Genomic DNA, 24939 nt, shown 5'->3' with positions numbered 1-24939 from the left:
ACCTTGCGTCAGGGCGGTTTCATTTTGACTGGGCAGTCAATATCTGACGGTCACGGGAGGAAACGCCCTGATCGGAGAATGACAATGTCGAACCAGACCCAGAAGCCGCTGAGCATCGCGGACCGCAAACGCAGCCAGCAGGCGGATGCCGCACTGGATCAGATGTACGGATACTATGCCCGCGAAGACGGCACCCGTCCCGTCGTCAGCGAACTGGACGCCCAGAAGGCTGCATGACACCGGAAAGATCGCCGAAAGCAAGGGGCCCACGCGGCCCCTTTTCCATGTCCGGACCGCGGAAGAACCGCGGCTGCCACCCGATGCCTCTGCACGGGTTCGATTAGGGCGTCGCGGTGCGGCCCGCCATGCGGTTCTGTCAAAACTTGAAACGTCAGGCTGCGGAACGGTACTGAGAGGAGCATGACAGTCGAAAAGGACATATCCCGATGATTGCGCAACCCGACGTGACGGTGCCGCCCAATATACGTCGCCTGGAGGACGGGCGGCTTGTGCTTGTCGGCGGAAATCACGGGGTTGCGCAGATGTTCGAACGCGGCAGTTCCACGGTTCCGGAGGAGCGCATCGAGATTTTCAGACGCAATCATCGCACGCGGAAGCAGTGGGCGGATGAGAACGGCTGCACCTATTCCCAATGGGTGTTTCCCGATCCGATCGTTCTGAACGCCGTCACGGCAAGGCTCGGGTATCGATCGATATTCGAACGCTCGATGCCATCTGACGCGCGGCCCAACGATCTGCTTTATCCGATCGACCATCTGTTCGGGCGGAATGATCGGCTGAGCATGACCGACAGTCACTACACTCCCGTCGCGAACATGCATCTGGCCGCCGACGTGGCTGAACGAACTTTGCATATCGATGCAAGCAAGGTTCTGGCTGATCTTACATCCAGCATGGGTCCGGAAAGAGAATACGTGGGGGACCTGGGTACACAATGCACGCCGAAAATCAGCGAGATCAGGCGTTCGCCGATGGCACATCCCCAGATCGCCTCGGCTGCCAATGGGGTTCAGGCCGGGAACATGGGAATCATGCACCTGATATTGTCCCCGAAATCGATAACGCCGCGGACGCTAATGATCTTTGGCGACTCGTTCTTTCGGTCGCTGCTGACAGAGTTGGCACGTTACTGGCGCAAGATCGTCTTCTGCCGCACGCCGTTCTTTCATCAGGAGATGATGGCGGCGGTCAAGCCGGACGACGTTCTGTGCGGGCTGGCGGAACGCTATTTCGCCTCCACCCGGCCCGACACCGAACGACCGCACTTTCTTGCCTATCCGCTGATGCATGGCCGAAGCACCGCTCCCGATGCGATGTTCGCCACGCTTTGGGACGAGATGATCGATGCCAACGCCTTGGCATTGAACAGATGATCGTTTGATCGCGACAGGTTCTGAACAAAGATCGAGAGAATACCGCGTAAGCGGGCGCGCAACGCATCAATAGAAGCGCGGTGTTCAGTGGTCGGGGCGATAGGATTCGAACCTACGGCCTACGGTTCCCAAAACCGTCGCGCTACCAGGCTGCGCTACGCCCCGACACCCGCGCTTTAGCGCAAGGGCGCGGCGGTGGAAAGCCCTAGCGGCATGGCCAAGCTGCGGTAGTGCGATCCAGCGCGGGATGAGCCAGTTGCTGGCCGGCGGCAAGGCCCAGCCTTGCCGCCTCGCCTCCTGCGATTTCCAGGACCATCAGGCGGTCCGGCCGCGGATCGCCGACGGCGCCGCCGGGGATTGGCGTTTCGTCCAAGGGGCGGGCGTTGCGGTGAATATGACGGATCACGCCGGTTTCGTCGAAGAAGATCAGGTCAAGCGGGATCAGCGTGTTACGCATCCAGAAACTGACCGGCTGGGGTTCGGGATAGACGAACAGCATCCCCTCTCCCGCAGGCAGGTTTCTGCGGAACATCAGGCCTTGGGCCCGTGATTCGGGTGTGTCGGCAACCTCGATTTGAAAGGACAGAGCCGTGTCGCCAGTTGTGCGAATCAGCGCCGCATCAGACCTGCATTGCGCATCGGCTGCCGGGACGATGGGTTGGGCCGCAAGCGGCGCAGCCAGCGCCAGCAACAGGGCGACTGCAAGGCTACTCCGCAACATGGGGAAGCGAGTTGTGAAGCGATTCGGCCTGCGCCTTTTCGTCATGGGCCGTCTGCGCCGCATCCCATGCCGCGATCTGTGCCGCCATGAGGCCACGCGGGCCCTCGACGATGCGCAGGCAAAGCGCCTCCCCGATGGCAAGGTCTGCAAAACCGGAATGGCGCAGGACCTCGATATGGATGAAGACATCCTCGGAGTAACCGAAGATGTTGGCGAACCCGAAGCCCTTGGATTTGTCGAACCATTTCACGCGCGCCGGACGTAGCGGCAGGCTGTCGAGGTTCTCGATGATGTCGATGTCCAGGTCGGCGATGGGGGCCTGTCCGTCGGTGGCGGGTGGCTCGACCGAAACGACCTCTGCGGCCTGCACGCCGCGGCTGGTATGCTGCACAAGCACCTGCACGCGTGACTGATCGGCGACGGAACTGCGGCCGAAATTGCGCAACACGTTGCCATGCAACAGAATATCGCTGCCGCCGTTTTCGTCCAGAATGAAGCCATAGCCCTTCGAGGGGTCAAACCACTTGACCAACCCTGTCACCAGCTTGAGGCTGCCGTCTTCTGTCATCGCATTTCCGTATTCACGCTAGCCGATTGTCCTAGGACAGTAATGACCCCCTCCACTGACTACAACACAACAGTGGCTTGGAGGCGAGACTATGCCAACGAGGTTAATAAAAGTTGGTTCCGTTCCTGCGACGACATATCGCGGCAGGTCATGGATAGAGCCGTTCGACCGACCATCCGGCATCCGCGTCGCGGGTCCACCGGAACCGGTCGTGCAGGCGAAACGCGCCGTCGGCCCAAAATTCCAGATGTGACGGAGTGATGCGATAGCCGCCCCAGAACGGCGGCCGCGCGGGGCGCGGACCGTGGCGCAGTCCGGCCTTGGCGGCCTCGGCCACCAGCGTCGCGCGGGCATCCAGCGGCTGCGACTGGCGCGAGGCCCAAGCCCCCAACCTGCTCTGCAGCGCGCGGCTGTCGTAATAGGCGTCGGCCTGGGGTCCGTCCTCTCTCGTGACGGTGCCGCGCACGCGGATCTGCCGGTGCAGCGATTTCCAGTGCATCACGAAGGCCGCCTTGCCCGAGGCCTCGATCTGGCGGCCCTTGGCGCTGTCATAGTTGGTATAGAAGACGAAGGATCCGTCCAGCCCCTGCCCGTCGATATCCTTGAGCAGGACCATCCGCACATCCGGCAGCCCGTCTGCATCGACGCTGGCCAGCGCGATGGCATTCGGGTCATTGGGCTCGGACGCCCGCGCCTCTTCCAGCCAGGCGCGGGCGATGTCGAACGGGTCGTCGCCCGCAAAGATTCCGGTCCGATCACTCATCGCGCATTCCTTGTGCTTGCTGCGACAGGACACTTGCCCTAATCACCTTTGAAACGGTTGAAAGCGTGAGGGACAGGACATGTCAAGCGAGCAGAGGCCCGGCCTGATGGCCGGCAAGCGCGGTCTCATCATGGGATTGGCCAACGACAAGTCGATCGCCTGGGGCATCGCCAAGGCCCTGGCGGCCGAGGGTGCGGAACTGGCGTTCAGCTATCAGGGCGATGCGCTGAAGAAGCGCGTCGATCCGCTGGCGGCGCAGCTGGGGTCGGACACGGTGCTGCCCTGCGACGTGTCGAACGAGGCATCGATCGATACCTTGTTCGCGGATCTGGGCGCGAAATGGGACGGGCTGGATTTCGTCGTCCATGCCATCGGCTTTTCGGACAAGGACCAGCTGCGCGGCCGCTATGCCGAGACGACACGCGACAACTTCCTGATGACGATGGACATTTCGGTCTATTCCTTTACCGCCGTCGCGCGCCGCGCGGCCGCGATGATGAAGGATGGCGGATCGATGCTGACGCTGACCTATTACGGCGCCGAACGCGTCATGCCGCATTACAACGTGATGGGCGTCGCCAAGGCCGCGCTGGAGGCCTCCGTCCGCTATCTGGCCGAGGATTTCGGCAAGGACAACATCCGTGTCAACGCGATCAGCGCCGGTCCGATCAAGACGCTGGCCGCCAGCGGCATCGGCGACTTCCGTTACATCATGAAGTGGAACGAACTGAACTCTCCGCTGCGTCGCAATGTCACGCAGGAGGATGTCGGTAATTCCGCCCTGTACCTTCTGTCGCGCCTTGGCGCCGGCGTGACCGGCGAGACGCATCACGTCGATGCCGGATATCACGTCGTGGGCATGAAGGCCGTCGACGCCCCCGACATCGCGACCGTCAAGAAAGACTGACGGACACGCAGCCCCCATGATCCAGATCACGGCCGAACAGATGGGCATCTTCGTGGCCACGCTGTCGGCCGCGATCCTGTCGCCTGGACCCGGCGTGATCGCCGTCAGCCAGGGCGCCTTTGCCCTGGGGCGCAGACGCGCGCTGACCTATGGGTGGGGCTTGGCGATCGGCGCGTCGGTCTGGTGCCTGGTCGCGCTGCTGGGGCTGACAGCCCTGTTCCGCGTCGCCCCCTGGACCCTGATCCTGCTGAAACTGTTGGGCGGGGCCTATCTGATCCGCATCGGCATCCTGATGTGGATCCATGCCCGCGACCCGATGCCCGACGCCGCGGCGGGCGGGATGAGCCTGTGGTCCGGCATGGCACTGAACCTGTCGAACCCGAAACCGGCGCTGTTTTACTCCGCCGTGCTGCTGTCGATCTTCCCCGCCGCGCTGAGTGTCGCCGACAAGGGCGCCATCTATGCCGTGGCCTTGTCGGTCGAGCTGTTCTTCTATACCGCACTGGCCAGCCTGATGGCCCTGCCGCTGTTGCGGCGGCGCTATGCGGCCCTGAAATTCTGGATCGACCGGGGGGCCGGGCTGGCGATCGCCGCCCTCGGCCTGTCCTTGGTCCTGCGCCCGTGAAGGAGACAACGATGAACGACCGCCTGCCGCACGAAAAAGGCTTCCATGTCAGCTGGGACCAGCTGCACCGCGACGCGCGCGCCCTGGCATGGCGCATGGACGGCACCGAATGGCGGGCCGTGGTCGCCGTGACACGCGGCGGGCTTGTCCCCGCGATGATCGTCGCGCGGGAACTGGACATCCGGACCATCGACACGATCTCGATCCGTTCCTACAAGGGCGTCGGCACGGAAGCGGGCCAGGGCCAGCTCGAGGTCCTCAAGCGCCCCGACCCCGAACTGATGGGCGACGGCGAGGGCATCCTGGTCGTGGACGACCTGGTTGATTCGGGACGCACGCTGGAACTGATCCGCGAGATGTATCCCAAGGCACATCTGGCCACCGTCTATGCCAAGCCCAAGGGCAAGCCGATGGTCGCCAGCTATGTGACCGAGGTCAGCCAGGACACCTGGATCTTCTTCCCATGGGACATGGCATTGCAGTACGTGCAACCTTTCCGCGGCGAAGACTGAAACGATATCAGGGGCTTGGCGAACCCCTGACATTTCTGTCACCGACAGGGCGGGAACCTGACGTGATGCCGGTGCATTAAGCACCCAATGGCGGGCTGCCCAAGCAACCCGCAAGGCACACACAGGAGACCAAAGACATGCGTAAGCTGCTTTTGACCACCACCCTTGCTCTGCCTCTGACCCTTGGCGCGGCATTCGCGCAGGACACGGCACCCGCCGCCGATCCCGCGATGGAGCCTGCCGATACCGCCCCCATGACCGACGCCGGAACCGGCGACATGGCGACGGGTGACATGGCCACGGATGACATGGCCACCGAAGACGCCGATGAAGCCGCCGCCGCCGCATCCGCCGCGGACAAGGTGGAGGTTCAGCAGGCCGAGAACGAATGGCGCATCGACTGGATCACCGGCGCCAGCGTGACGTCGCCTGATGGCACCGATATCGGCTCGATCAGCGACCTGATCGTCGATGGAGACACCGGCGAGATGAAGGCCGCGATCATCGGCGTGGGTGGTTTCCTCGGCATCGGCCAGAAGCAGATCGCCCTGCCGTGGGCTGACCTGACCATCAACTCGGACGCGCAGGAGATCACCAGTGATTTGACGCGCGAAGAGGCAGAGGCCGCACCCGAATACGTGTTCCGCGATCAGGAAGCACCGGCCGGCGACATGATGAGCGACCCGGCCGCTGACCCGACAGCGGCTCCTGCTGCGGACCCGATGGCTACCGGCACCGCGACCCCGCCTGCCGACACGATGGCGACCGAACCTGCAGGTGACATGGCGGCCGAACCCGCTGACGGTATGGCTGAACCCGCCGACACGATGGCGACCGAGCCGGCGGACACGACGGCAACGGAACCGACCGATGGCACGACGACCGAGACCGCACCCGCCAACTGATCTGTGATCCTGACGAAAGAACGGCGGCCCTTTGGCCGCCGTTTTTCATTGCGCTCAGTTGTTTCCGCGGACGAACCGCGACGCGCCTTCTGCGGCGCGTTGCAGGGCACGGCTTTTGTTGACCGTTTCCTCGAACTCCGCTTCGGGGTCGCTGTCGTAGACGACGCCCCCGCCAGCCTGAATATACAGCGCCTTGTCCTTGACCACGCCGGTGCGCAACGCGATGCACATGTCCATCTCGCCATTGGCCGCGAAATAGCCGACTGCCCCGCCATAGACGCCCCGCTTTTCAGGCTCCAGCTCGTCGATGATCTGCATCGCGCGGACCTTGGGCGCGCCCGACACCGTCCCGGCAGGCAGGCCCGCCAACAGCGCGGACAGTGCGTCCTCGCCCTCCCGCAACTCTCCGACGACGTTGGACACGATGTGCATGACATGGCTATAGCGTTCGATCACGAACTGCTCGGTCGGGCGGACGGTGCCGGGTTTGGCCACGCGACCCACGTCGTTGCGGCCCAGATCCAACAGCATCAGGTGTTCGGCCAGCTCCTTCTGGTCGGACAGAAGATCGGCTTCCAGCGCACGATCCTGCGCCTCGTCCGCGCCGCGGGGCCGCGTTCCGGCGATGGGGCGGATCGTCACCTCTCCGTCGCGCAGGCGGACCAGGATCTCGGGGCTTGCACCCACGATCTGGAAACCGCCCATGTTCAGGAAGAACATGAAGGGCGACGGGTTGGTCCGCCGCAGGCTGCGGTAAAGCGCGAAGGGCGGCAGCGGAAAGTCCATTCGCCACCGCTGGCTGGGAACCACCTGAAAGATGTCGCCCGCGCGAATGTAATCTTTGGCGGTCTCGATCGCGGCCAGATAATCGGGCTTGGCGAAATTGGACACCGGCGCGCCGATCTGCGTGTCGTCGCCCATCACCCGCGGCTCTGACGGCTGCCGATCAAGCGAGCGCAGCGCGTCCATGACCCGTTCCGCGGCGCGCGCATAGGCCGCGCGCGCATTGTCGGTACCGTCATGCCAAGCCGGGGCGCACAGGGTCACCTCCCCCTTCACGCCGTCCAGCACGGCCACGACCGAAGGGCGCATCATCATCGCGTCCGGCAAGTCCAGCGGATCGGGGTTCACATCCGGCAGATCCTCGACCAGCCGGATCATGTCATAGCCCAGATAGCCGAACAGGCCCGCCGCGACCGGCGGCACGCCCTCGGGCATCGCGTCGATCCGGCTTTCCGCGATCAGGGCCCGAAGGCTGTCCAGCGCCGGGCGGGGATCATCCTCGAAGTCCTGAGAGAACCGCGCCTGCCGGTTGATCCGCGCCTGACCGTCGCGGCATTCCCAGACCAGGTCCGGCTTCATGCCGACGATCGAATAGCGGCCGCGCAGCTCTCCGCCCGTGACCGATTCCAGCATGAAGCTCTGCGGTGCGGCCTCGGCCAGCTTCAGCATCAGGCTGACCGGGGTGTCCAGGTCCGCGGCCAGCCGGATGGTCACCAGCTGGTTGCGGCCTGCGGCCCATTCGGCCTCGAACTGTGGAAATTCCGGCGTCAGCTGCATCACTGGACCTGGGCGTTGATGGCGTTGATCGCGGACTGGTTCAATTCGACCGCGGACTGGCGCTGCGCATAGCGGGCGTAATAGTCGAACAGGTCGACCTGCAGCGACTGATCCAGACGCGACCGCACCCCGTCCAGCACCTGCGCCGCGTCAGGCTGGGACAGGTCGGCATCGTTGATCTGGTCAAGCCGCACGACGAACACCCGGTCGCCCGCATCGACGACCTCGGCCTGACCGGGTTCGGTCACGGCAAAGGCCTGCGACAGCAGCTGCGGGGGCAGTCCGTCCATCCAGTCGCTGCGCGCCAGGCCGGTCTCGGTCGTCCAGGCGGAGGCGTCGTCGGCCTGCGCCTCGTCCGGGGTCGCCTCGGTCTGGGCGACCTCGGCCAGGCTCAGATCGGCGGCCAGTTCCAGCAGCTGGCGCTGGACCTCGGCGCGGCGCCAATCGGCCAGAACCTCGTCGCGGACGTCCTCGAAGGGGCGCAGGGTGGGGGGCACGATCTCGTCCAGGCGCATCGCGAAGACGCCGCCATCCGCCAGTTCGGCCAGTTCGGGGAAATCGGTGCTTTCCATCTGGGCGGCACGTTCACGAAACGCCTCGTATCCGGCGATGCTGCCCTCGGCCGGCACCGCGTCGGCGGTCCAGTCGATCTGGCCCAGTTCCAGCTCGGTATCCTCGGCCAGCTCCTCCAGCGTCGCGCCGCTTGCCAGCGCGTCCTCCAGATCCGCGATGCGGTCCTGGATCTGGCGCGCGGCAGCGGACAGCGCCGCCTCTCCGCGCAGGCCTTCGCGCGCTTCCTCGAAGGGAATGTCGACGGGGTCCAGGATCGCGTTCACCGAAAACAGCGCAGGGCCCAGATCGGTCTGCAGGGGACCCACGACCCCCGGCTGGTCCAGCGCGAACACGGCCTCAGCCGCCGAACCCAGCTGCGCCTCGGTCACCTCGCCCAGATCGACGTCATCGAGCGTCAGTCCGCGCTGCAGGACGAAGGATTCGAAGGGCGCGGTGTTGGCGTCGATCTGCTCGCGGGCGGCCTGCGCCTGTGCCTCGTCGGGAAAGACCAGGCGGCTGACCATCCGGCGCGCGGGGCGCTGGAACTGGTCGATGTTCAGCTGATAGGTGTCGCGCAGCGCGGCCTCGTCCAGCTGCACGTCGGAGGACAGCATGTCGGGCGTCACCCAGGCATAGGTGATCGCGCGCGTCTCGGGCGCGGTGAAGCGGTCGCCATTGGCGGCATGCCAGGCGCGCAGCGTCGCGTCGTCGGGCTCGGCCACGGGCGCGGGCAACTCGTCCTCGGTCAGTTCCCGCCAGCTGAAATCGCGCGTCTCCAGCAGCCAGCGCGCGGTCTGGTCGACCATCGGCGCCGGCGCTGTCACGCCGCCCACGACGGCGCGCTGCAAAAGCAGGCGCGCCTCGTCGTCGCGCACGGTCGCCTCGAAATCGGCCTCGGTCAGGTTCTCGCGGCGCAGCACCTCGGCATAGGCGGCACGGTCGAACGACCCGTTCGGGCCCTGGAACGCACCCGCCTGCATGATCGTCTGCGCAACCTGCGCATCGCCCACCGACACGCCGATGGCGCGCGCCTGTTCCGCCAGCGCGGCCGCCGCGATCAGGTTGGCCTGCACCGACTGCGCCAGCCCCATCTGCTGGGCCTGCTGCATGGTGATCTGCTGGCCGGTCTGCTGGGAAAAGGCGCGCATTTCCGATTGCAGGGCGCGGGCATAGTCGTCGGCCGTGATCTTGGTGTCGCCGACCGATCCGATCTCGGTCGTGCCGCCCGAAAAGCTGGTGATGCCAAAGCCTCCCAGCCCCAGCACCATCAGACCCATCAGGATCCAGACGATGGTCGATTTGCCCTTGGTACGCAGCTGTGACATGGCGCGGCCTTCCTCGTGGTCGTGTCCCGCCCGTCTTTAGGGCGCGGGCGGGTCAGCCACAAGTGGATCAGGCCGAAAGGCCGGCCAGCCGGTCCGCCAGCGCCGCGATTCCGGCCGCATCGACATTGGCAAAGGCGATGCGCAGGTGGCGCGGGCCCGTGGCGTCGCCCTCGGGCGTGAACATCGTTCCGGGCAGCGCCAGGACGCCTGCGTCCCGCACCATCCGCCGCGCCAGATCGGCCGAGCCTTCGGCGAACGGGTGTTCGACCCATGCGAAATACGCCCCCGCGCTTTTCAACCGCCAGCCGGGCAAGGCGCCAAGGGCGGCCGCGGCGGCGGCACGGCGCGCCAGGATCTCAGCCCGCTCTCCGGCCAGCCAGTCCTGCAGGTGCTCCATCCCCCAGACCGCGCCGATCTGACCCAGTTGCGACGGAGAGATGGCCACGGTGTCCAGGAACTTCTCGACCTGCTGCAGCCGCTCGATGCCGGCGACGATGGCGCCGACACGATGCCCGGTCAGGCGATAGGCCTTGGAAAAGCTGTAGAGCTGGATCAGCGTCCCGTCCCAGTCAGGCCGGGTCAGCAGATCGTGCGGTGCCCCGTCGCGGCTGTCGAAATCGCGATAGGTCTCGTCCACCACCAGCGCGATCCCGTGCGCCTGCGCCAGATCGAAAATCCGCCCCACCAGATCGGCCGGGTATTCCGCGCCCGACGGGTTGTTCGGCGTGACCAGCACGATCGCCCGCGTGGCAGGCGTGATCAACGCGGCCGCGTGATCGGGGTCGGGCAGCATGTCGGCCCCGCAGGGCAGCGGGACCGTGGCGACGCCCGCCATGTCCAGCCACATCTTGTGATTGAAGTACCAAGGCGTCGGCACGATCACCTGATCGCCCTGCCCGGCCAGCGTCGCCATGACCGCGCAGAACGCCTGGTTGCACCCTTGGGTGATCGCGACGTTGGTCCCCGTCAGAGCACCACCATAGGCGGCGGAAAACTGCGCCGCCACGGCATCGCGCAGATCGCTGTTGCCCAGGACGGGGCCGTACAGATGCGCCTCGGGTCGGTGCAGGGCCGCCTCGGCGATGGCCCGGCGCAGCCCTTCGGGCGGCGGATCGACGGGGGCGGCCTGGCTGACATTGATCAGGGGTCGGTCGACGGAAAAGCTGACGCCGCTCAGCCAGCGGCGCGCCTCCATCACCGGGGGGGCAAAGGTCGCGGCAAGGGCGGGGTTCAGCGGGCGCATGTCAGTCTCGTTCCATTCTGCGAAGGTCGGTCAGGTCCGGCGGCAGCGACAGGTCCAGCGCCGGCGCGGGCATCACGGGCGCCCGGTCCATCGGCAGATCGTCCGACGGCGCGATCCGCGGCAACCCGTCCTGCGCCGCACGGATCGCGGGCTGCGGCGCGGGGCCGGTCACCGTCACCGGCGTATCGCCGCGCAGGGTCAGGCCGGGCGCATCGGCGGCCATGTCGGGCGCGGGTTGCGCCGGCATCCGGTCCGTGGGCTGCAGGCTGGGACGCATCGTGTCATTCGTCACGGGGGCCGGTTCATCTTGGGGTGCGGGCACCGCGGCGGGCGTGGCCGCATCGCGCAGGCTGGCCGCACTGGGCGCGGGCAAGGTCGGCGAGACGTCGCCCCCGCGTCCGAATTCGGACCCGATCGGCATGCCGATCGACAGCGCGTCACGCCCCGGCTGCGCCAGCGGCACCGCCAGCGACAGCCCGGCCAGCGCCAGGACCCCAACCAGCCCGCCCGTCGCCGCCCCCGCCAGAAATCCCCGTGCCATCCCTGCCCCGTCCGTGCTGTGCGTCCGCCCGGTCTTGACCCCCGGTGGCGCTTTGGCCCATCTATAGCGGACGCTTTTTCCGGGGGAAACCGCCCCCCTTCTTCTGGCCGCAAGGTGCATCGATGATCCTTCTGATCGACAATTACGACAGCTTCACCTGGAACCTTGTCCATTACATGGGCGAGGCCGGGGCCGAGGTCGTCGTGCGCCGCAACGACCAGATCACCGTGGACGAGGCCCTGGCGATGGCGCCGGACGGGATCGTGATCTCTCCGGGGCCGTGCGATCCGGCGCAGGCGGGGATCTGCCTGGACCTGATCCGCGCGGCCGCGGACCGGGCCGTGCCGCTGTTCGGGGTGTGCCTGGGCCACCAGGCGATCGGAGAGGCGTTCGGCGGTCGCGTCGTGCGCGCCAACCGCATCCTGCATGGCAAGGTCGACGCAATCAGTCATGACGGCACGGGCGTCTTTTCGGGGCTGCAATCGCCGCTGAACGCCACCCGCTATCATTCGCTAACCGTCGAACCCGAGACCCTGCCGAACTGCCTGCGCGTCACCGCGACGTCGGACGACGGCACGATCATGGGCCTGATCCATTCCGACCTGCCGATCGAGGGCGTGCAGTTCCACCCCGAATCCATCGCCTCGCAGTTCGGACACGAGATGATCCGCAATTTCCTGGATCGCTGCACCGTCCGCAAGGACGCCGCATGACGGACATCCGACCCCTGATCGGCCTTGCCGCTGAACGCCCCCTGACGGGATCCGAGGCCGAGGCCGCGTTCTCTGCGCTGTTCGACGGTGCGGCGACCCCCGCCCAGATCGGCGGCCTGCTGATGGCCTTGCGCGTGCGCGGCGAAACCGTGGACGAGATCGCAGCCGCCGCCCGCGCCATGCGCGCCCGCATGAACCGCGTCACCGCACCTGACGGCGCGATGGACATCGTGGGCACCGGCGGCGACGGCAAGGGGACGCTGAACATCTCGACCGCGACGGCCTTTGTCGTGGCGGGGGCCGGCGTGCCCGTGGCCAAGCACGGCAACCGCAACCTGTCGTCGAAATCCGGGGCGGCCGATGCGCTGACCCAGATGGGCATCAACGTGCTGGGCGGCCCCGCCGTGGCGCAGCGCGCGCTGGACCAGGCGGGCATCTGCTTCATGATGGCGCCGATGCACCATCCGGCGATGCGCCATGTCGGCCCGCCCCGGACCGAACTGGGCACGCGCACCGTCTTCAACCTATTGGGACCGCTGACCAATCCGGCCGGGGTCCGCCGCCAGCTGACCGGTGCGTTCAGTGCCGACTGGCTGCGCCCCATGGCCGAGGTGCTGCGCGACCTGGGGTCGACATCGGCCTGGCTTGTGCATGGCGGCGACGGCACGGACGAGCTGTCGATCGCCGAGGACAGCCACGTGGCCGCGCTGCAGGACGGCCAGATCACCGAATTCACCATCGCCCCCGAGGATGCGGGCCTTTCCCGCCATCCCTTCGCCGCGATCGTGGGCGGAGAGCCGTCGCACAATGCCGCGGCCTTCCGGGCCCTGCTGGACGGCGAACGGGGCGCCTATCGCGACGCGGTGCTGCTGAACGCGGCCGCTGCGCTGCTGATCGCGGGGCGTGTTTCCGACCTGCGCGACGGGGCCCGGATGGCCGCCGAATCGCTGGACAGCGGCGCGGCAAAGGCACGGCTGGTGGCGCTGGCGCAAGTCACCGGCGCACCCGAATCATGACGCCCCCGTCGGACTGGGCGCATCTGCCGTTCTTTCAGGACGACTGGCCGGCGATCCGCGACCGACTGTCGGACACGGCGTTCCTGCCCGGGCCTGATCGGATCTTCGCGGCCCTGCAGGCGACATCGCCGCGGGATGTACGCGTCGTGATCCTGGGCCAGGATCCCTATCCGACGCCGGGCCATGCGAACGGGCTGGCATTCTCGGTCACGCCCCACACGCCGCTGCCCCGGTCGCTGCGCAATATCTTTGCCGAGCTGCGCGACGATCTGGGCGATGCGCCCGCCACGGGTGATCTGTCGCATTGGGCGCATCAGGGCGTGCTGCTGCTGAACACCGCACTGTCGGTCGCGCCGGGACAGGCAGGAGCCCATGCGGGCTGGGGCTGGGAACGGCTGGCCCGACAGGCCGTTGCCGAGGCGCAGGCGCACGGTCCGCTGGCCTTCCTGCTGTGGGGCAATCACGCGCGCAAAGCGGTGGCAGGCCTGCCGCGCGCGCAGGATCTGGTGATCGCCACGGCCCATCCCTCGCCCCTGTCGGCCCGGCGCGGGTTCTTTGGATCGCGGCCCTTCAGCCGCATCAACGACTGGCTGACGGTCCAGGGGCGTGCGCCCATCGACTGGACCGGCTGACCGCCGCGCCCCCTTTCCCCGCCCGCGCGGTGGGGATAGAACGGGGGCATGGATATTCTGGACAAGATCAAGGCCTACAAGCTGGAAGAGATCGCCGCCGCCAAGGCCGCGCGTCCGCTGGCCGACCTCGACGCGCAGGCCCGTGCGGCCGACGCACCCCGCGGCTTTGCCCGCGCGCTGGACCGGGCCGCAGCCGGCGGCCCCGCCCTGATCGCCGAGATCAAGAAGGCCAGCCCGTCCAAGGGCCTGATCCGGCCCGATTTCGATCCGCCTTCGCTGGCCCGTGCCTATCAGGCGGGCGGCGCGGCCTGCCTGTCGGTGCTGACCGACGGCCCCAGCTTTCAGGGTGCGCCCGCGTTCCTGACGGCCGCGCGCGCCGCCTGCGACCTGCCGGCGCTGCGCAAGGATTTCCTCTACGACACCTATCAGGTGACAGAGGCCAGGGCCTGGGGCGCGGACTGCATCCTGATCATCATGGCCTCGGTCGACGACGCCCAGGCCCGCGACCTGGAGGATGCGGCGATGGGCTGGGGCATGGATGTCCTGATCGAGGTGCATGACGCGCCCGAACTGGACCGCGCCCTGCGCCTGAAATCGCCGTTGATCGGCGTGAACAACCGCAATCTCAAGACCTTCGACGTCACACTTGATGTGACGCGCGACCTTGCACCGCGCATCCCCGACGACCGCCAGCTGGTTTGCGAAAGCGGGCTGTTCACCCCGGCGGACCTGGGCGCGATGATGCAGACCGGCGCGCGGCGCTTCCTGATCGGGGAAAGCCTGATGCGTCAGGCCGACGTGACCGCCGCCACCCGCGCCATCCTGGACGTCGCCGCATGACCCTGACCCATTTCGACGCCGCCGGTCAGGCGCATATGGTCGACATCTCGGCCAAGTCCGAAACCGCGCGCGAGGCCGTGGCCACGGGCTGCGTGATCATGACACCGGAAACGCTATCCCTGGCGCAGGGGGGTGTGGCCAAGGGCGACGTACTGGGCGTGGCGCGCCTGGCGGGCATCATGGGCGCAAAGCGCACCGCCGATCTGATCCCGCTGTGCCATCCGCTGGCGCTGGCCAAGGTCGCGGTCGACCTTGTGGCCGATCCAGACCTGCCCGGTATCCGCGTCACCGCGACCGTCCGCACCACCGGCCGCACCGGGGTCGAGATGGAGGCGCTGACCGCCGTCACCACCGCCTGCCTGACCGTATACGACATGCTGAAGGCGGCGCAGAAGTCGATGGAGATTCAGGACATCCGCCTGCTGCGCAAGGATGGCGGAAAGTCCGGCCCCTACGAGGCGCCGCGATGATCTCGGTCACCGAGGCCCTTGAACGCGTTCTGGCCCTTGCCAACCCGCCGCGCCCCGAGATTGTGTCCCTGGCCGACGCCCATGGGCGCGCTCTGCTGCAGCCCGCCGTGTCCCGCCTGACCCAGCCCCCCTTCGATGCGTCCGCGATGGACGGCTATGCGATGCGGGCGGCCGATCTGGAAGACGCCCTGACCGTGATCGGGACCAGCGCGGCAGGCCATCCGTGGGGCGGTACTGCCCGCCCGGGAACCGCCATCCGCATCTTCACCGGTGCACCGGTGCCGCAAGGCTTTGACCATGTCGAACTGCAGGAGAACGTGGACCGCGACGGCGACGTGATCCACGTTTTGACCCGATCCGGGGGCAGCAACATCAGGGCGCGTGGCAACGACTTTGCGCAAGGCGATACCGTCGCGCCGGGGATCGTCTTGGGCGCCGCTCATATCGGTCTGCTGGCCGCGATGAACGTGGATAAGATCACGACCGCCGCGCGCCCCCGCGTCGCCATCTTGGCAGGCGGCGATGAATTGGTTCCCCCCGGCACGGACCCTGCGGAGGGTCAGATCATCAGCTCGAACGACCTGACCATTGCAGCCATGGTCCGTGATGCGGGCGGTGAGCCGCATATCCTGCCGATCGCGCGCGACACCGAGGACAGCCTGCGTGCCAGTTTCCGCGCGGCGGCGGACGCGGATCTGCTGGTCACCATCGGCGGCGCATCGGTCGGCGACCACGACCTGATCGGCAAGATGGCGCAGGAACACGGTATCGAACAGGCCTTTTACAAGGTCGCGCTTCGTCCCGGAAAGCCGCTGATGGCGGGCCGGATGGCGAAAGGCGCCATGCTGGGCCTGCCAGGAAATCCCGTTTCGGCAATGGTTTGCGCGGTTCTGTTCATGCAGCCCCTGATCCGCGCGATGCAGGGGCTTCCGGCGGATGCGCCGTTGCGCAAGGCAAGGCTGGCCCATGACCTGCCGGCTGAAGGACCCCGTCAGCATTACCTGCGGGCGACATTGGCTGCGGGCGAGGACCTGCCCCTGATCGCGCCCTTCGCGGATCAGGATTCGGCACGGCTGGCGCTGATGGCGCAAGCGAAGGCGCTGCTGGTTCGTCCGCCGCATGATCCGGCCAGGCCGGCGGGCGATCTGGTCGATTACATTCCCCTTGCCGCTAGTTAACTGTTTTTTCACCCTTTCACGGTCACTGATTGACGCGATTCTGTGGATAAGCTAGAACAGACGCGGAACACGAAGAAAAGGGCGGGCCATGTTGACGAAAAAGCAGATCCAACTGCTTGAGTTCATCCAGAGGCGGATGGCGCGGGACGGCGTGCCGCCTTCCTTCGACGAAATGAAGGATGCTTTGGACCTGCGGTCCAAGTCCGGCATCCACAGGTTGGTGACCGCGCTGGAGGAGCGAGGCTTCATCCGGCGCCTGCCGCACCGTGCCCGCGCGCTTGAGGTGCTTCGCCTGCCCGACGCCCTGTCCCACCTGACCGACGCCGCCCCCGAAGAGACGCGTCCGGCCTTCACGCCGCGCGTCATCTCGAACACGCGCCCCGCCCGCCCGCGCGGCGCCATGACGGTCGTCGACAGCCCTGCGGTTCAGCTGCCCCTGATGGGCCGTATCGCCGCCGGTGTGCCGATCGAGGCAATTTCCGAAGTGTCGCACCATGTCGCGGTGCCGGGAACGATGCTGTCGGGCCGTGAACATCATTACGCGCTTGAGGTGACGGGTGATTCAATGATCGAGGCCGGCATCAACGATGGCGACGTCGTGGTGATTCGCGAACAGGACACTGCGGAGACGGGCGACATCATCGTGGCCTTGGTGGACAATCAGGAAGCCACCCTGAAACGCTATCGTCGCAAAGGATCGATGATCGCGCTGGAGGCCGCCAATCCGGCCTACGAGACGCGGCTTCTTCCCGAGGACCGCGTGCGCATCCAGGGCCGGCTGGTCGGACTGATCCGCAGCTATTGACTCGCTTGCCGGGGCTGTGCCCCGGCATATCCTCAGGCGATCAGAAAACCGGGTCCGGCGCGGGACAGCAGTTCCTCCGCGAGATCTGTACCCATGGCCGCACCATCCGATGTCAGACCATCACGGACACCGGCGACGACCTCGCTGCCATCCGGGCGCAGGATTTCACCACGCAGCGTCATGCGGTCACCATCCAGCGTGGCAAGCCCCGCGATGGGCGTCTGGCAGGACCCGTCCAAGCGGCGCAGGAACGCGCGCTCTGCCTCAATCCGCAGCGCCGTCAGCGGATCGTTGATCGACGACAACAGCATCGCACAGCCCTGATCGTCGGCACGGCGCTCGATGCCGATGGCCCCCTGTGCGACAGCGGGCAGCATCTCGTCCGGATCGATGGCACTTTGGGCGACGTGACGCATGTCCAGCCGCGACAGTCCTGCCATTGCCAGGAAGGTTGCCACGGCAACCCCGTCTGCAAGCTTCTGCAGGCGCGTCTGCACATTCCCCCGGAATTCCACCAACTGCAGATCGGGACGACGGTGTGCCAATTGGGCGCGCCGCCGCAGGCTGGAGGAACCAACAACCGCCCCCTGCGGCAGCGCGCTGATCGAGGCCACGTGCGGGCTGACAAAGGCGTCCCGGACATCCTCCCGCGGCAGAAGGCAGTCGATGATCAAGCCGTCCGGTTGCAGCGTGGGCATGTCCTTCATCGAATGCACGGCGATGTCGATCGCGCCCTCGGTCAGGGCCTCCTCGATCTCGCGGGTGAACAGGCCCTTGCCGCCGATCTGCGAAAGGGGGCGGTCCAGGACGCGGTCGCCGGTGGTCTTGATCGGAATGATCTGGAACGCGTCCTGCGGAACGCCATGCGCGGCCATCAGGCGGTCGCGGGTCTCATGGGCCTGCGCCAGCGCCAGGACCGATCCGCGCGTGCCGATCCGAAGCGGGCGGGTGGGGGTGGGCATCTGTGTCATGCGCCACGGCATAGCCGCCGGGGCTGCGCTTGACAACGCCTGTCGCCTGACCTTCAAGGGGCGCAGGAGGCCCCATGACCAAACTTCTGCTGCGCGCCCTGGCCGGCGAGACACTGCCCACCCCGCCGATCTGGATGATGCGTCAAGCCGGGCGCTATCTGCCGGAATACCGTGCGACGCGCGCGCAGGCGGGCGATTTCCTGTCGCTCTGCTACAATCCCGACCTTGCCGCCGAGGTCACGCTGCAGCCGATCCGCCGCTTTGGCTTTGATGCCGCGATCCTTTTTGCCGACATCCTGCTGATCCCCCAGGCCTTGGGCGCCGACCTGTGGTTCGTCACCGGAGAAGGACCGCGGCTGTCCACCGTGACCAGCGCGTCGGATTTGGCGCGGCTGAAACCGGCGGATCAGGTCGATGCGCAGCTGGCACCCGTCTATGAGACGCTGCGGATCCTGTCACGCGAACTGCCGCGGGAAACCGCGCTGATCGGCTTTGCCGGCGCGCCATGGACGGTCGCGACCTACATGGTCGCCGGCCGCGGCACCAAGGATCAGGGTCCTGCGCATCTGCTGAAGGATCAGGACCGCGCGACATTCGCCGCGTTGATCGACCTGATCACGGATGCCACGATCCATTACCTGTCACGCCAGATCGAGGCCGGGGCCGAAGTCGTCAAGCTGTTCGACAGCTGGGCCGGCAGCCTGAAGGGCCAGGATTTCGACGACTTCGCGATCGCTCCGGCCAAGCGGATCATCGCCGCGCTGAAGGCGCGTCATCCCGGCGTGCCTATCATCGCATTCCCCCGTGAGGCGGGCGAGCGTTATGTCGGGTTTCGGGCGGCGGTCGGAGCCGACTGCGTCGCGCTGGACAATTCGGTGTCGACCGATTGGGCCGCCCGCCACGTCCAGACCGAGGGCTGCGTCCAAGGCAACATGGACCCGCGGCACATGGTCATGGGCGGGCCCGAACTTGTCGCCGAGGCGCAGCGGATCACCCGCGCCCTGCGCGGCGGTCCGCATGTCTTCAACCTGGGTCACGGGATCACGCCTGACGCCGATCCCGACAACGTCGCCCGGATGATCGAGGCGGTGCGCAGCGCCTAGCGCGCCACCGCCTTGGGATAGCCGTTCGCCCGCAGATCGTTCAGCGCGGCGATCAGGGCCTGCCGGTCGGTGAAGGGTCCCGCCATGATCAGCCGCAGCGGTTTCGTCCTATCCGTTGTTCGCCCCTGCCCCGTCGGATAGCCGCGCGCGGCCAGCGCCCGCAGCACGATCATCGCGTTCCCCTCGTCGCCATAGGCACCGACCTGAACATACCGCGCCGACGCCGGGATCATCTCGGGTCCCGGCACAGCCACTGGCTTGGGCGCGGCGGCGACGGGCGCCGCAGGGGTCGGTGAGGTCGCACGACGGGCGGTGGCGCGCGGGGTCGCGGCAACCGTCGGCCGCGCCGCCGGGGCCGTCCTGACGGCTGCCGGGTCTGGCCGTGGCGGTGCCGCGGTCACTCCCGTGGTCAACGACGCCGTCGCGGTGGCCGCGCGCATGCCGGGACACAGCCCCAAGGTAGAGCCCTGCGCGGATGCCGACGGGTCCGGCTTGTAGCCAAGGCGCGCGCACAGCTCCGGACTGCCCGACAGGCCGGTGGCCTCGCGCAGCGTCGGCGCCATGGTCAGGGCATCCTGCAGCGCGGTGTGGATCGGATCGGGCACCCGCGACGCGGCCGGTTCCGCGCGGGTCTCGGGTGGGGCCGGGTCCGCGGTCCATTCGCCGGGGCGCAGGTCGCGCGACAGCTGTTCCAGCAGCATGGTTTCGACATTGGGCGGCGGTGCCTGGGTCAGCGGCAGCGCCCGTTCCGTCAGCGGGTCCGTGCGCCGGACGTCCAGACTGGGGGGAAAGCCGCACAGCGCCTGCCCCTGCCCATCCTGGCGCGCGGTCCAGTCGGCGCCGCTGCGGGTGAAGACGCAGCCGTTGCCGTCGATATACTGCATCCCCGCGAAACCGGCGGGGGGCGGTGGCGTCGGAGCGGCCTGCGCCGCCCCGCCTAGCAAAAGCATCGCCAAGACCCGCAAGTGCCCGATCATCTGCCATCCATTCCGTTGTCCTGCCCCAGACTTAGCGCAGAACCGTGAAACGGCGGTTAACGGGCGGCCTTATTTCGTGCCGAACATCCGGTCGCCGGCATCGCCCAGGCCCGGGACGATATAGCCGTGATCGTCCAGGCGTTCGTCCAGCGCCGCCGTGAAGATCGGCACGTCCGGATGCGCCTCGCGCATGCGCGCGACGCCTTCGGGCGCAGCCAACAGGCACAGGAAGCGCATGTTCTTGGCCCCCCGCTCCTTCAACATGTCCAGCGCCGCGACCGACGAATTGCCCGTGGCCAGCATCGGGTCCACCACGATGGTCATCCGCGCGTCCAGCTCGCGCGGCACCTTGCAGTAGTATTCGACCGGCTTCAGCGTCTCGGGGTCGCGATAGAGGCCGACGAAGCCCACACGCGCGCCGGGGATCAGCTCCAGGATGCCGTCCATCAGCCCGTTTCCGGCCCGCAGGATCGAGATCAGGGCCAGCTTCTTGCCCTCCAGCGTTGGGGCCTCCATCTCGCACATGGGCGTCTCGATGTGCATGGTGGTCAGCTCCAGCTCTCGCGTGACCTCATAGGCCAGAAGCAGGCTGATCTCGCGCAGAAGGCGGCGGAAACCGGCGGTGGACACCTCTTTCTGGCGCATGATCGACAGCTTGTGCTGAACCAGCGGGTGGTCGACGACGGTCAGGTGTTGCATCAGGCGAATTCCTTTTTCAGGCGGTCGCGGGTGGACGCATCGCAGAACGCGGCGTCGGCAGCCCACTGGTTGATCTGTCGAAACTCGGTATCGCCCCAGCCCAAGGTCGACGCAAGCCGATCGTACTCATGGCACATCGTCGTGTGGAAGAACGGCGGATCGTCGGTGGACACGGTGACCCGCACCCCGGCATCGGCCAGCCGCGCGATGGGATGGGCGCCCCAGGACGGATAGACCCCAAGCGCGATGTTCGATCCCGGACACACCTCCAGCGTCACGCCGCGTTCGACCAGGTCGCGCACCAGCGCAGGGTCGTCGATCGCCTGCACGCCATGCCCGATGCGGGTGCAGCCCAGGTCCAGCGCCTGCCGGACGCTGTCGGGACCGCCCCATTCGCCTGCATGGCAGGTCAGGCCCAACCCGGCCTCTGCCGCGCAGTCAAAGCTCCAGGCGTAATCGGTGGCCCGGCCGACCTGTTCGGCCCCGCCCATGCCAAAGCCGGTGATCCAGCCGCCCGCGGTCTCGGCAGCACAGCGCGCGGTTTTGCGCGCACGATCCGCGCCGAAGTGACGGATCGCGGTGACGATGCCGCGGCTGTCGATGCCGTCCGCCCGGGCGCGGTCCGCGACCTCGGTCATCGCGGCCAGATGATCGCGCCAGGCCGACAGGTCCGCACCGCCGCAGAATTCCGGCGAGACGAACAGTTCCGCATAGACCACGCCCTCCTCGGCGCAGCGGTCAAGCACCTCGGCCAGCAGGCGGGCGTAGTCGCGCGGTCCGTTGATGACGCTGGTGGCGGCCTCGTAGCAGCGCAGGAAGCCCGGAAAGTCGTCATAGGCGTAATGCCCGCGGTCGTCGAAGACGCCGGACAGGTCGGCGCGTTTTTCCTGAGCCAGGCCGCGGATGAAATCGGGAGGCGCGGCACCCTCCAGATGCAGGTGCAGTTCGATCTTCTTCATAGAAATGATGTCCCGTGTCGGGGGGCGGGCAGCCTCAGATGCGCAAGGATCGAGGCGCCGATATCGGCAAAGCCCACCTGCCCCACGCCGCGCTCGCCCGCGCCCCGGCCCAGCACGGGGGCGCGTTCGCGGGTGTGGTCGGTGCCGGACCAGGACGGGTCATTGCCGTGATCGGCGGTGAAGATCGCCAGATCGCCGGGCGACAGGGTCGCCAGGAACCGGCCCGCGACACCGTCGAACCATTCCAGTTGCGTGGCATAGCCGGGAATGTCCCGCCTGTGGCCGAAATTGGTGTCGAATTCGACGAAGTTGGCGAATGTCAGGCTGCCGGGTTCGGCTTGGCTGCCAAGCCGGACCAGGTGTTCGGCCAGGGCCGCGTCATCTTCGCCCTTGTGCAAGCGGGTGATGCCGCGATGGCTGAAGATGTCGCCGATCTTGCCGATGGCATGGGTGACCCGCCCCGCACCCTGCGCGATGTCCAGGATGGTGTCGCCCGGCGGCGCGATCGCGAAATCGCGGCGGTTGCCGGTGCGACGGAACGCGCCGGGTTGGCCGACAAAGGGGCGCGCGATGACCCGGCCCACGCGCATCGCGTGCAGCATCGGTGACAGGTCGCGGCACAGCGCGATCAGGCGGTCCAGGCCGAACGCCTCCTCATGTGCCGCGATCTGCAGCACGCTGTCGGCCGAGGTGTAGCAGATCGGCCAGCCGGTCTGCAGATGCCGGGCGCCGAAGTCGTCGATGACCTGCGTCCCCGATGCGTGGCAGTTGCCCAAGATGCCGCCGGTCCCTGCCAGCTGGCAGATCCGGGCAGTCACGTCGGCGGGAAAGGCGGGATCGGTGTCGGGGAAATAGGTCCAGTCCCACGGCACGGGGACGCCCGCGATCTCCCAGTGGCCAGAGGGGGTGTCCTTGCCGCGCGACACCTCGGATGCCGCGCCCCACAGGCCGCGGGGTTCGGCGCCCAGACCCGGTGCATCGATACCCGAGGCCAGCCGCACCGCCGCCCCAAGCCCCAGCCCGTCCAGCACCGGCATCCGCAGCGGTCGCGCCTGCGCGATATGCCCGACGGTGTTCGCACCGGTATCGGGGCGACCGTCGTTGAAGAAGGCGTGGGCATCGGGCGCGCCGCCGATGCCCACGCTGTCCATGACGATCAGGAACGCCCGGCTCATGCGCCGATCCGGTCGCGGATCAGTGGGCCGGGCTGGCCGTCGCCCAGGACATAGGCGGCCTGCACGGCGGCGATGGCCACCTGTGCCGCCGTGTCGTCGGCGGCGTGGACCATGCCCAGGGGGCAGTCGGGGCCGACCTCCTCTCCCAGCTTGGCCAGGCGGTCCAGGCCCACGCGGTGGTCGATCGCCTCGGCCGCGCGCACGCGTCCACCGCCAAGCGCCAGGACCGCGTGGCCAAGCGCGGTCACGTCGATGCGCCCCACGCGCCCCTGGGCGGGCGCGGGGACGGGCAGGATCAACGGCGCGCGGGCCAGATGCGCCTCGGGGCGGTCCAGCAGGTCGCGCGGTCCGCCCTGGGCCGCGACCATGCGGCCGAACACCTCGGCCGCGGCGCCGCTGTCCAGCGTGTCGGCCAGACCGTCCGCGGACCGTCCCGCCAGCGTCAGGCATTCCGCCGCCAGCGCCAGCGTCAGGTCGCGCAGCGCCCCGGCCTCGCCCCGCAGGGCGCGGATCGCCTCGTGGATCTCCAGCGCATTGCCGGCGCTGCGGGCCAGCGGCTGATCCATGTCGGTGATGAAGGCAGACGTGCGGCAGCCCGCCCCGTTCGCGGTCTCGACCAGGGCCTGGGCCAGCCGGCCGGCGCTGTCGGCCTTCTTCAGGATGGCGCCCGACCCCGCCTTGACGTCCAGAACCAGCGCATCCAGCCCCGCCGCCAGCTTCTTCGACAGGATCGACGCGGTGATCAGGTCGATCGATTCCACTGTCCCCGATTCGTCGCGGATCGCGTACAGGCGACGGTCCGCAGGGGCCACGTCGCCCGTGGCCGCCACGATCGCGCAGCCGATGGTGCGCACGATGCGGCGAAAGTCATCCTCCGGCTGGTCGCACAGATAGCCGGGGATCGCCTCCAGCTTGTCCAGCGTACCGCCCGTATGGCCCAGGCCGCGACCCGAGATCATCGGCACGAACACCCCGCGCGCGGCCAGAAGCGGCGCCAGCACCAGCGACACCGTATCGCCGATGCCGCCGGTCGAATGCTTGTCCACCACCGGACCCGACAGGTCCCATTGCAGGACATGCCCCGAATCGCGCATGGCGCGCGTCAGCGCCACGCGGCCCGCCGGTCCGACGCCCTTGGTCAGTACCGCCATCGCAAAGGCACCCGCCTGCGCGTCGCTGACCGACCCGTCGGCCAGCCCCTGCGCGATCAGCGCCGCGCCCGGCCCGTCCAGGCCCCGCCCGTCGCGGATCGCCGATATGACAGGACGCGGATCGGTCATGTGCGCGCCATGTGGCCCGCGTCGAACCGGCCGGGCAACAGGTCGCCCACGGTCGTGTGCATCTGCGCGCCGTCGGTCGTGGCCAGCAGGACCGGCACCTCTCCGGATGCGAATTCCGCCAGCTTCTGGCGGCAGCCGCCGCAGGGCGGCACGGGGGTCGGGCTGTCGGCGATGACGGCGACCTCGATCAACTCCGTCTCTCCGGCGGCGACCATCGCGGCGATGGCCCCGGCCTCGGCGCAGGTGCCTTCGGGATAGGCCACGTTCTCGACGTTGCAGCCGCGATAGACGGTGCCCGACGCGCCGCGGATGGCCGCGCCGACCTTGAATTTCGAATAGGGCACATAGGCCCGTTCGCGCACGTCGCGCGCCGCATCCAGCAATGACGTCGTCATGGTTCACCCCGTTCGATCTGGCAGCCAATCTGCGCCCGCGGGCGGGGTTGTGCAAGACGCGCGCGGGCGCGCAGAACCCCGCTGTTCCCCGACGTCAGAATGGTTTAACG

The 24939-nt window shown here is 67.6% G+C and carries 28 protein-coding genes and 1 tRNA gene; 14 read left to right on the top strand and 15 right to left on the bottom strand.

Annotated elements, in window-relative coordinates; translation table 11 throughout:
* Nucleotides 1-84 precede the first annotated feature (84 nt).
* Together PRL19_RS12495 and PRL19_RS12490 are read left to right on the top strand one after the other, a co-directional pair.
* Complete coding sequence (locus PRL19_RS12495) at nt 85-237, top strand: hypothetical protein (protein ID WP_157001283.1); 153 nt, start codon at nt 85-87, stop codon at nt 235-237.
* A gap of 209 nt (nt 238-446) precedes the next feature.
* A complete protein-coding gene (locus tag PRL19_RS12490) occupies nt 447-1394 on the top strand; it encodes an alginate O-acetyltransferase AlgX-related protein (protein ID WP_273743162.1) in 948 nt (315 codons plus the stop codon).
* 88 nt (nt 1395-1482) lie between these two features.
* Here the strand turns inward: PRL19_RS12490 and PRL19_RS12485 are convergent.
* The 4 genes from PRL19_RS12485 to pdxH all read right to left on the bottom strand — a co-directional run bounded on the left by PRL19_RS12485 (nt 1483) and on the right by pdxH (nt 3446).
* Nucleotides 1483-1559 (bottom strand) — tRNA-Pro (locus PRL19_RS12485).
* A 40-nt stretch (nt 1560-1599) separates the two neighbouring features.
* Nucleotides 1600-2085, bottom strand: a complete 486-nt coding sequence (locus PRL19_RS12480; RefSeq protein WP_337960258.1) for a DUF192 domain-containing protein — start codon at nt 2083-2085, stop codon at nt 1600-1602.
* Nucleotides 2086-2101: 16 nt separating this feature from the next.
* The gene (locus PRL19_RS12475; RefSeq protein ID WP_045999287.1) at nt 2102-2683 is read right to left on the bottom strand and encodes a cold-shock protein; all 582 of its coding nucleotides are present in this window, start codon (nt 2681-2683) and stop codon (nt 2102-2104) included.
* Nucleotides 2684-2831: 148 nt separating this feature from the next.
* Nucleotides 2832-3446, bottom strand: coding sequence for a pyridoxamine 5'-phosphate oxidase (pdxH, locus tag PRL19_RS12470; RefSeq protein WP_045980837.1), 615 nt, complete (start codon nt 3444-3446; stop codon nt 2832-2834).
* 79 nt (nt 3447-3525) lie between these two features.
* On the opposite strand from pdxH, the gene fabI reads away from it, so the two are divergent.
* The 4 genes from fabI (at nt 3526) to PRL19_RS12450 (ending at nt 6395) form a co-directional block, all read left to right on the top strand.
* The gene (gene fabI, locus PRL19_RS12465; RefSeq protein ID WP_045980836.1) at nt 3526-4353 is read left to right on the top strand and encodes an enoyl-ACP reductase FabI; all 828 of its coding nucleotides are present in this window, start codon (nt 3526-3528) and stop codon (nt 4351-4353) included.
* Nucleotides 4354-4369: 16 nt separating this feature from the next.
* Complete coding sequence (locus tag PRL19_RS12460; RefSeq protein WP_206692642.1) at nt 4370-4978, top strand: LysE family translocator; 609 nt, start codon at nt 4370-4372, stop codon at nt 4976-4978.
* A gap of 11 nt (nt 4979-4989) precedes the next feature.
* Nucleotides 4990-5490 carry a xanthine phosphoribosyltransferase gene (gpt, locus tag PRL19_RS12455; protein ID WP_045980835.1) on the top strand — a complete coding sequence of 167 codons (501 nt, stop codon included), beginning with the start codon at nt 4990-4992 and terminating at the stop codon, nt 5488-5490.
* A gap of 137 nt (nt 5491-5627) precedes the next feature.
* Entirely contained in the window at nt 5628-6395 is a 768-nt protein-coding gene (locus tag PRL19_RS12450; RefSeq protein WP_273743161.1) for a PRC-barrel domain-containing protein, read from the top strand.
* Between the two features lie 54 nt (nt 6396-6449).
* On the opposite strand, the gene trpE is transcribed toward PRL19_RS12450, so the two are convergent.
* From trpE to PRL19_RS12430, 4 genes are all read right to left on the bottom strand, one after another.
* Complete coding sequence (gene trpE / locus PRL19_RS12445) at nt 6450-7955, bottom strand: anthranilate synthase component I (RefSeq protein ID WP_273743160.1); 1506 nt, start codon at nt 7953-7955, stop codon at nt 6450-6452.
* Complete coding sequence (locus tag PRL19_RS12440) at nt 7955-9832, bottom strand: peptidylprolyl isomerase (RefSeq protein WP_273743159.1); 1878 nt, start codon at nt 9830-9832, stop codon at nt 7955-7957. The genes trpE and PRL19_RS12440 overlap by 1 nt, the downstream gene beginning before the upstream one ends.
* Before the next feature lie 67 nt (nt 9833-9899).
* Nucleotides 9900-11075 carry an aminotransferase gene (locus PRL19_RS12435; protein ID WP_273743158.1) on the bottom strand — a complete coding sequence of 392 codons (1176 nt, stop codon included), beginning with the start codon at nt 11073-11075 and terminating at the stop codon, nt 9900-9902.
* 1 nt (nt 11076) lies between these two features.
* Nucleotides 11077-11616: a hypothetical protein gene (locus PRL19_RS12430; RefSeq protein WP_194885416.1), complete on the bottom strand. Its 540-nt coding sequence runs from the start codon at nt 11614-11616 to the stop codon at nt 11077-11079.
* 122 nt (nt 11617-11738) lie between these two features.
* Between PRL19_RS12430 and PRL19_RS12425 the strand changes: the two genes are divergently transcribed.
* From PRL19_RS12425 to lexA, 7 genes are all read left to right on the top strand, one after another.
* Entirely contained in the window at nt 11739-12329 is a 591-nt protein-coding gene (locus PRL19_RS12425; protein WP_045980829.1) for an anthranilate synthase component II, read from the top strand.
* Nucleotides 12326-13345 (top strand): anthranilate phosphoribosyltransferase, encoded by a 1020-nt coding sequence (gene trpD, locus PRL19_RS12420; protein WP_127898391.1) that lies wholly within the window; start codon nt 12326-12328, stop codon nt 13343-13345. The genes PRL19_RS12425 and trpD overlap by 4 nt, the downstream gene beginning before the upstream one ends.
* Nucleotides 13342-13977: a uracil-DNA glycosylase gene (locus tag PRL19_RS12415; protein ID WP_273743157.1), complete on the top strand. Its 636-nt coding sequence runs from the start codon at nt 13342-13344 to the stop codon at nt 13975-13977. Before trpD ends, PRL19_RS12415 begins: the two co-directional genes overlap by 4 nt.
* 48 nt (nt 13978-14025) lie before the next feature.
* On the top strand, nt 14026-14817 hold the full coding sequence (gene trpC / locus PRL19_RS12410) for an indole-3-glycerol phosphate synthase TrpC (protein ID WP_217844426.1): 792 nt from the start codon (nt 14026-14028) through the stop codon (nt 14815-14817).
* Nucleotides 14814-15287, top strand: a complete 474-nt coding sequence (gene moaC, locus PRL19_RS12405) for a cyclic pyranopterin monophosphate synthase MoaC (protein ID WP_273743156.1) — start codon at nt 14814-14816, stop codon at nt 15285-15287. The genes trpC and moaC overlap by 4 nt, the downstream gene beginning before the upstream one ends.
* Complete coding sequence (locus PRL19_RS12400; protein ID WP_273743155.1) at nt 15284-16465, top strand: molybdopterin molybdotransferase MoeA; 1182 nt, start codon at nt 15284-15286, stop codon at nt 16463-16465. Before moaC ends, PRL19_RS12400 begins: the two co-directional genes overlap by 4 nt.
* Nucleotides 16466-16553: 88 nt before the next feature.
* A complete protein-coding gene (lexA, locus tag PRL19_RS12395) occupies nt 16554-17270 on the top strand; it encodes a transcriptional repressor LexA (protein WP_045980823.1) in 717 nt (238 codons plus the stop codon).
* 32 nt (nt 17271-17302) lie between these two features.
* Here the strand turns inward: lexA and hemC are convergent, their stop codons facing one another.
* Nucleotides 17303-18241, bottom strand: coding sequence for a hydroxymethylbilane synthase (gene hemC / locus PRL19_RS12390; protein ID WP_273743154.1), 939 nt, complete (start codon nt 18239-18241; stop codon nt 17303-17305).
* 74 nt (nt 18242-18315) lie between these two features.
* Between hemC and hemE the strand changes: the two genes are divergently transcribed.
* A complete protein-coding gene (gene hemE, locus PRL19_RS12385; RefSeq protein ID WP_273743153.1) occupies nt 18316-19344 on the top strand; it encodes a uroporphyrinogen decarboxylase in 1029 nt (342 codons plus the stop codon).
* On the opposite strand, the gene PRL19_RS12380 is transcribed toward hemE, so the two are convergent.
* The 6 genes from PRL19_RS12380 to PRL19_RS12355 form a co-directional block, all read right to left on the bottom strand.
* Nucleotides 19341-20321 (bottom strand): SPOR domain-containing protein, encoded by a 981-nt coding sequence (locus PRL19_RS12380; protein ID WP_273743152.1) that lies wholly within the window; start codon nt 20319-20321, stop codon nt 19341-19343. The two genes, hemE and PRL19_RS12380, sit on opposite strands and share 4 nt — an antisense overlap.
* 69 nt (nt 20322-20390) lie before the next feature.
* Complete coding sequence (gene upp, locus PRL19_RS12375) at nt 20391-21020, bottom strand: uracil phosphoribosyltransferase (protein ID WP_273743151.1); 630 nt, start codon at nt 21018-21020, stop codon at nt 20391-20393.
* A complete protein-coding gene (locus PRL19_RS12370; protein WP_273744506.1) occupies nt 21020-21985 on the bottom strand; it encodes an adenosine deaminase in 966 nt (321 codons plus the stop codon). The genes upp and PRL19_RS12370 overlap by 1 nt, the downstream gene beginning before the upstream one ends.
* Nucleotides 21976-23154 (bottom strand): phosphopentomutase, encoded by a 1179-nt coding sequence (locus PRL19_RS12365; protein ID WP_273743150.1) that lies wholly within the window; start codon nt 23152-23154, stop codon nt 21976-21978. The genes PRL19_RS12370 and PRL19_RS12365 overlap by 10 nt, the downstream gene beginning before the upstream one ends.
* A complete protein-coding gene (locus PRL19_RS12360; RefSeq protein ID WP_273743149.1) occupies nt 23151-24434 on the bottom strand; it encodes a thymidine phosphorylase in 1284 nt (427 codons plus the stop codon). The genes PRL19_RS12365 and PRL19_RS12360 overlap by 4 nt, the downstream gene beginning before the upstream one ends.
* Entirely contained in the window at nt 24431-24829 is a 399-nt protein-coding gene (locus PRL19_RS12355) for a cytidine deaminase (RefSeq protein ID WP_273743148.1), read from the bottom strand. The genes PRL19_RS12360 and PRL19_RS12355 overlap by 4 nt, the downstream gene beginning before the upstream one ends.
* Between the last annotated feature and the right edge of the window lie 110 nt (nt 24830-24939).

Source organism: Paracoccus marcusii, from assembly GCF_028621715.1.
GTDB classification, from domain to species: Bacteria; Pseudomonadota; Alphaproteobacteria; order Rhodobacterales; family Rhodobacteraceae; genus Paracoccus; species Paracoccus marcusii.
Note: the sequence above shows the minus strand (reverse complement) of the source record. Positions and strands in the feature narration are given on the sequence as shown.

Excerpts from the sequence above, each read along its gene's own strand:
- pdxH (WP_045980837.1), bottom strand. The coding sequence starts at position 3,446 with ATGAGTGATCGGACCGGAATCTTTGCGGGCGACGACCCGTTCGACATC.
- trpC (WP_217844426.1), top strand. The coding sequence starts at position 14,026 with ATGGATATTCTGGACAAGATCAAGGCCTACAAGCTGGAAGAGATCGCC.
- lexA (WP_045980823.1), top strand. The coding sequence starts at position 16,554 with ATGTTGACGAAAAAGCAGATCCAACTGCTTGAGTTCATCCAGAGGCGG.
- trpD (WP_127898391.1), top strand. The coding sequence starts at position 12,326 with ATGACGGACATCCGACCCCTGATCGGCCTTGCCGCTGAACGCCCCCTG.
- hemC (WP_273743154.1), bottom strand. The coding sequence starts at position 18,241 with ATGACACAGATGCCCACCCCCACCCGCCCGCTTCGGATCGGCACGCGC.
- PRL19_RS12475 (WP_045999287.1), bottom strand. The coding sequence starts at position 2,683 with ATGACAGAAGACGGCAGCCTCAAGCTGGTGACAGGGTTGGTCAAGTGG.
- PRL19_RS12450 (WP_273743161.1), top strand. The coding sequence starts at position 5,628 with ATGCGTAAGCTGCTTTTGACCACCACCCTTGCTCTGCCTCTGACCCTT.
- PRL19_RS12460 (WP_206692642.1), top strand. The coding sequence starts at position 4,370 with ATGATCCAGATCACGGCCGAACAGATGGGCATCTTCGTGGCCACGCTG.
- PRL19_RS12360 (WP_273743149.1), bottom strand. The coding sequence starts at position 24,434 with ATGACCGATCCGCGTCCTGTCATATCGGCGATCCGCGACGGGCGGGGC.
- PRL19_RS12490 (WP_273743162.1), top strand. The coding sequence starts at position 447 with ATGATTGCGCAACCCGACGTGACGGTGCCGCCCAATATACGTCGCCTG.
- moaC (WP_273743156.1), top strand. The coding sequence starts at position 14,814 with ATGACCCTGACCCATTTCGACGCCGCCGGTCAGGCGCATATGGTCGAC.
- PRL19_RS12355 (WP_273743148.1), bottom strand. The coding sequence starts at position 24,829 with ATGACGACGTCATTGCTGGATGCGGCGCGCGACGTGCGCGAACGGGCC.
- gpt (WP_045980835.1), top strand. The coding sequence starts at position 4,990 with ATGAACGACCGCCTGCCGCACGAAAAAGGCTTCCATGTCAGCTGGGAC.
- upp (WP_273743151.1), bottom strand. The coding sequence starts at position 21,020 with ATGCAACACCTGACCGTCGTCGACCACCCGCTGGTTCAGCACAAGCTG.
- PRL19_RS12415 (WP_273743157.1), top strand. The coding sequence starts at position 13,342 with ATGACGCCCCCGTCGGACTGGGCGCATCTGCCGTTCTTTCAGGACGAC.
- trpE (WP_273743160.1), bottom strand. The coding sequence starts at position 7,955 with ATGCAGCTGACGCCGGAATTTCCACAGTTCGAGGCCGAATGGGCCGCA.
- PRL19_RS12425 (WP_045980829.1), top strand. The coding sequence starts at position 11,739 with ATGATCCTTCTGATCGACAATTACGACAGCTTCACCTGGAACCTTGTC.
- PRL19_RS12365 (WP_273743150.1), bottom strand. The coding sequence starts at position 23,154 with ATGAGCCGGGCGTTCCTGATCGTCATGGACAGCGTGGGCATCGGCGGC.
- PRL19_RS12380 (WP_273743152.1), bottom strand. The coding sequence starts at position 20,321 with ATGATCGGGCACTTGCGGGTCTTGGCGATGCTTTTGCTAGGCGGGGCG.
- fabI (WP_045980836.1), top strand. The coding sequence starts at position 3,526 with ATGTCAAGCGAGCAGAGGCCCGGCCTGATGGCCGGCAAGCGCGGTCTC.
- PRL19_RS12435 (WP_273743158.1), bottom strand. The coding sequence starts at position 11,075 with ATGCGCCCGCTGAACCCCGCCCTTGCCGCGACCTTTGCCCCCCCGGTG.
- PRL19_RS12440 (WP_273743159.1), bottom strand. The coding sequence starts at position 9,832 with ATGTCACAGCTGCGTACCAAGGGCAAATCGACCATCGTCTGGATCCTG.
- hemE (WP_273743153.1), top strand. The coding sequence starts at position 18,316 with ATGACCAAACTTCTGCTGCGCGCCCTGGCCGGCGAGACACTGCCCACC.
- PRL19_RS12495 (WP_157001283.1), top strand. The coding sequence starts at position 85 with ATGTCGAACCAGACCCAGAAGCCGCTGAGCATCGCGGACCGCAAACGC.
- PRL19_RS12430 (WP_194885416.1), bottom strand. The coding sequence starts at position 11,616 with ATGGCACGGGGATTTCTGGCGGGGGCGGCGACGGGCGGGCTGGTTGGG.
- PRL19_RS12400 (WP_273743155.1), top strand. The coding sequence starts at position 15,284 with ATGATCTCGGTCACCGAGGCCCTTGAACGCGTTCTGGCCCTTGCCAAC.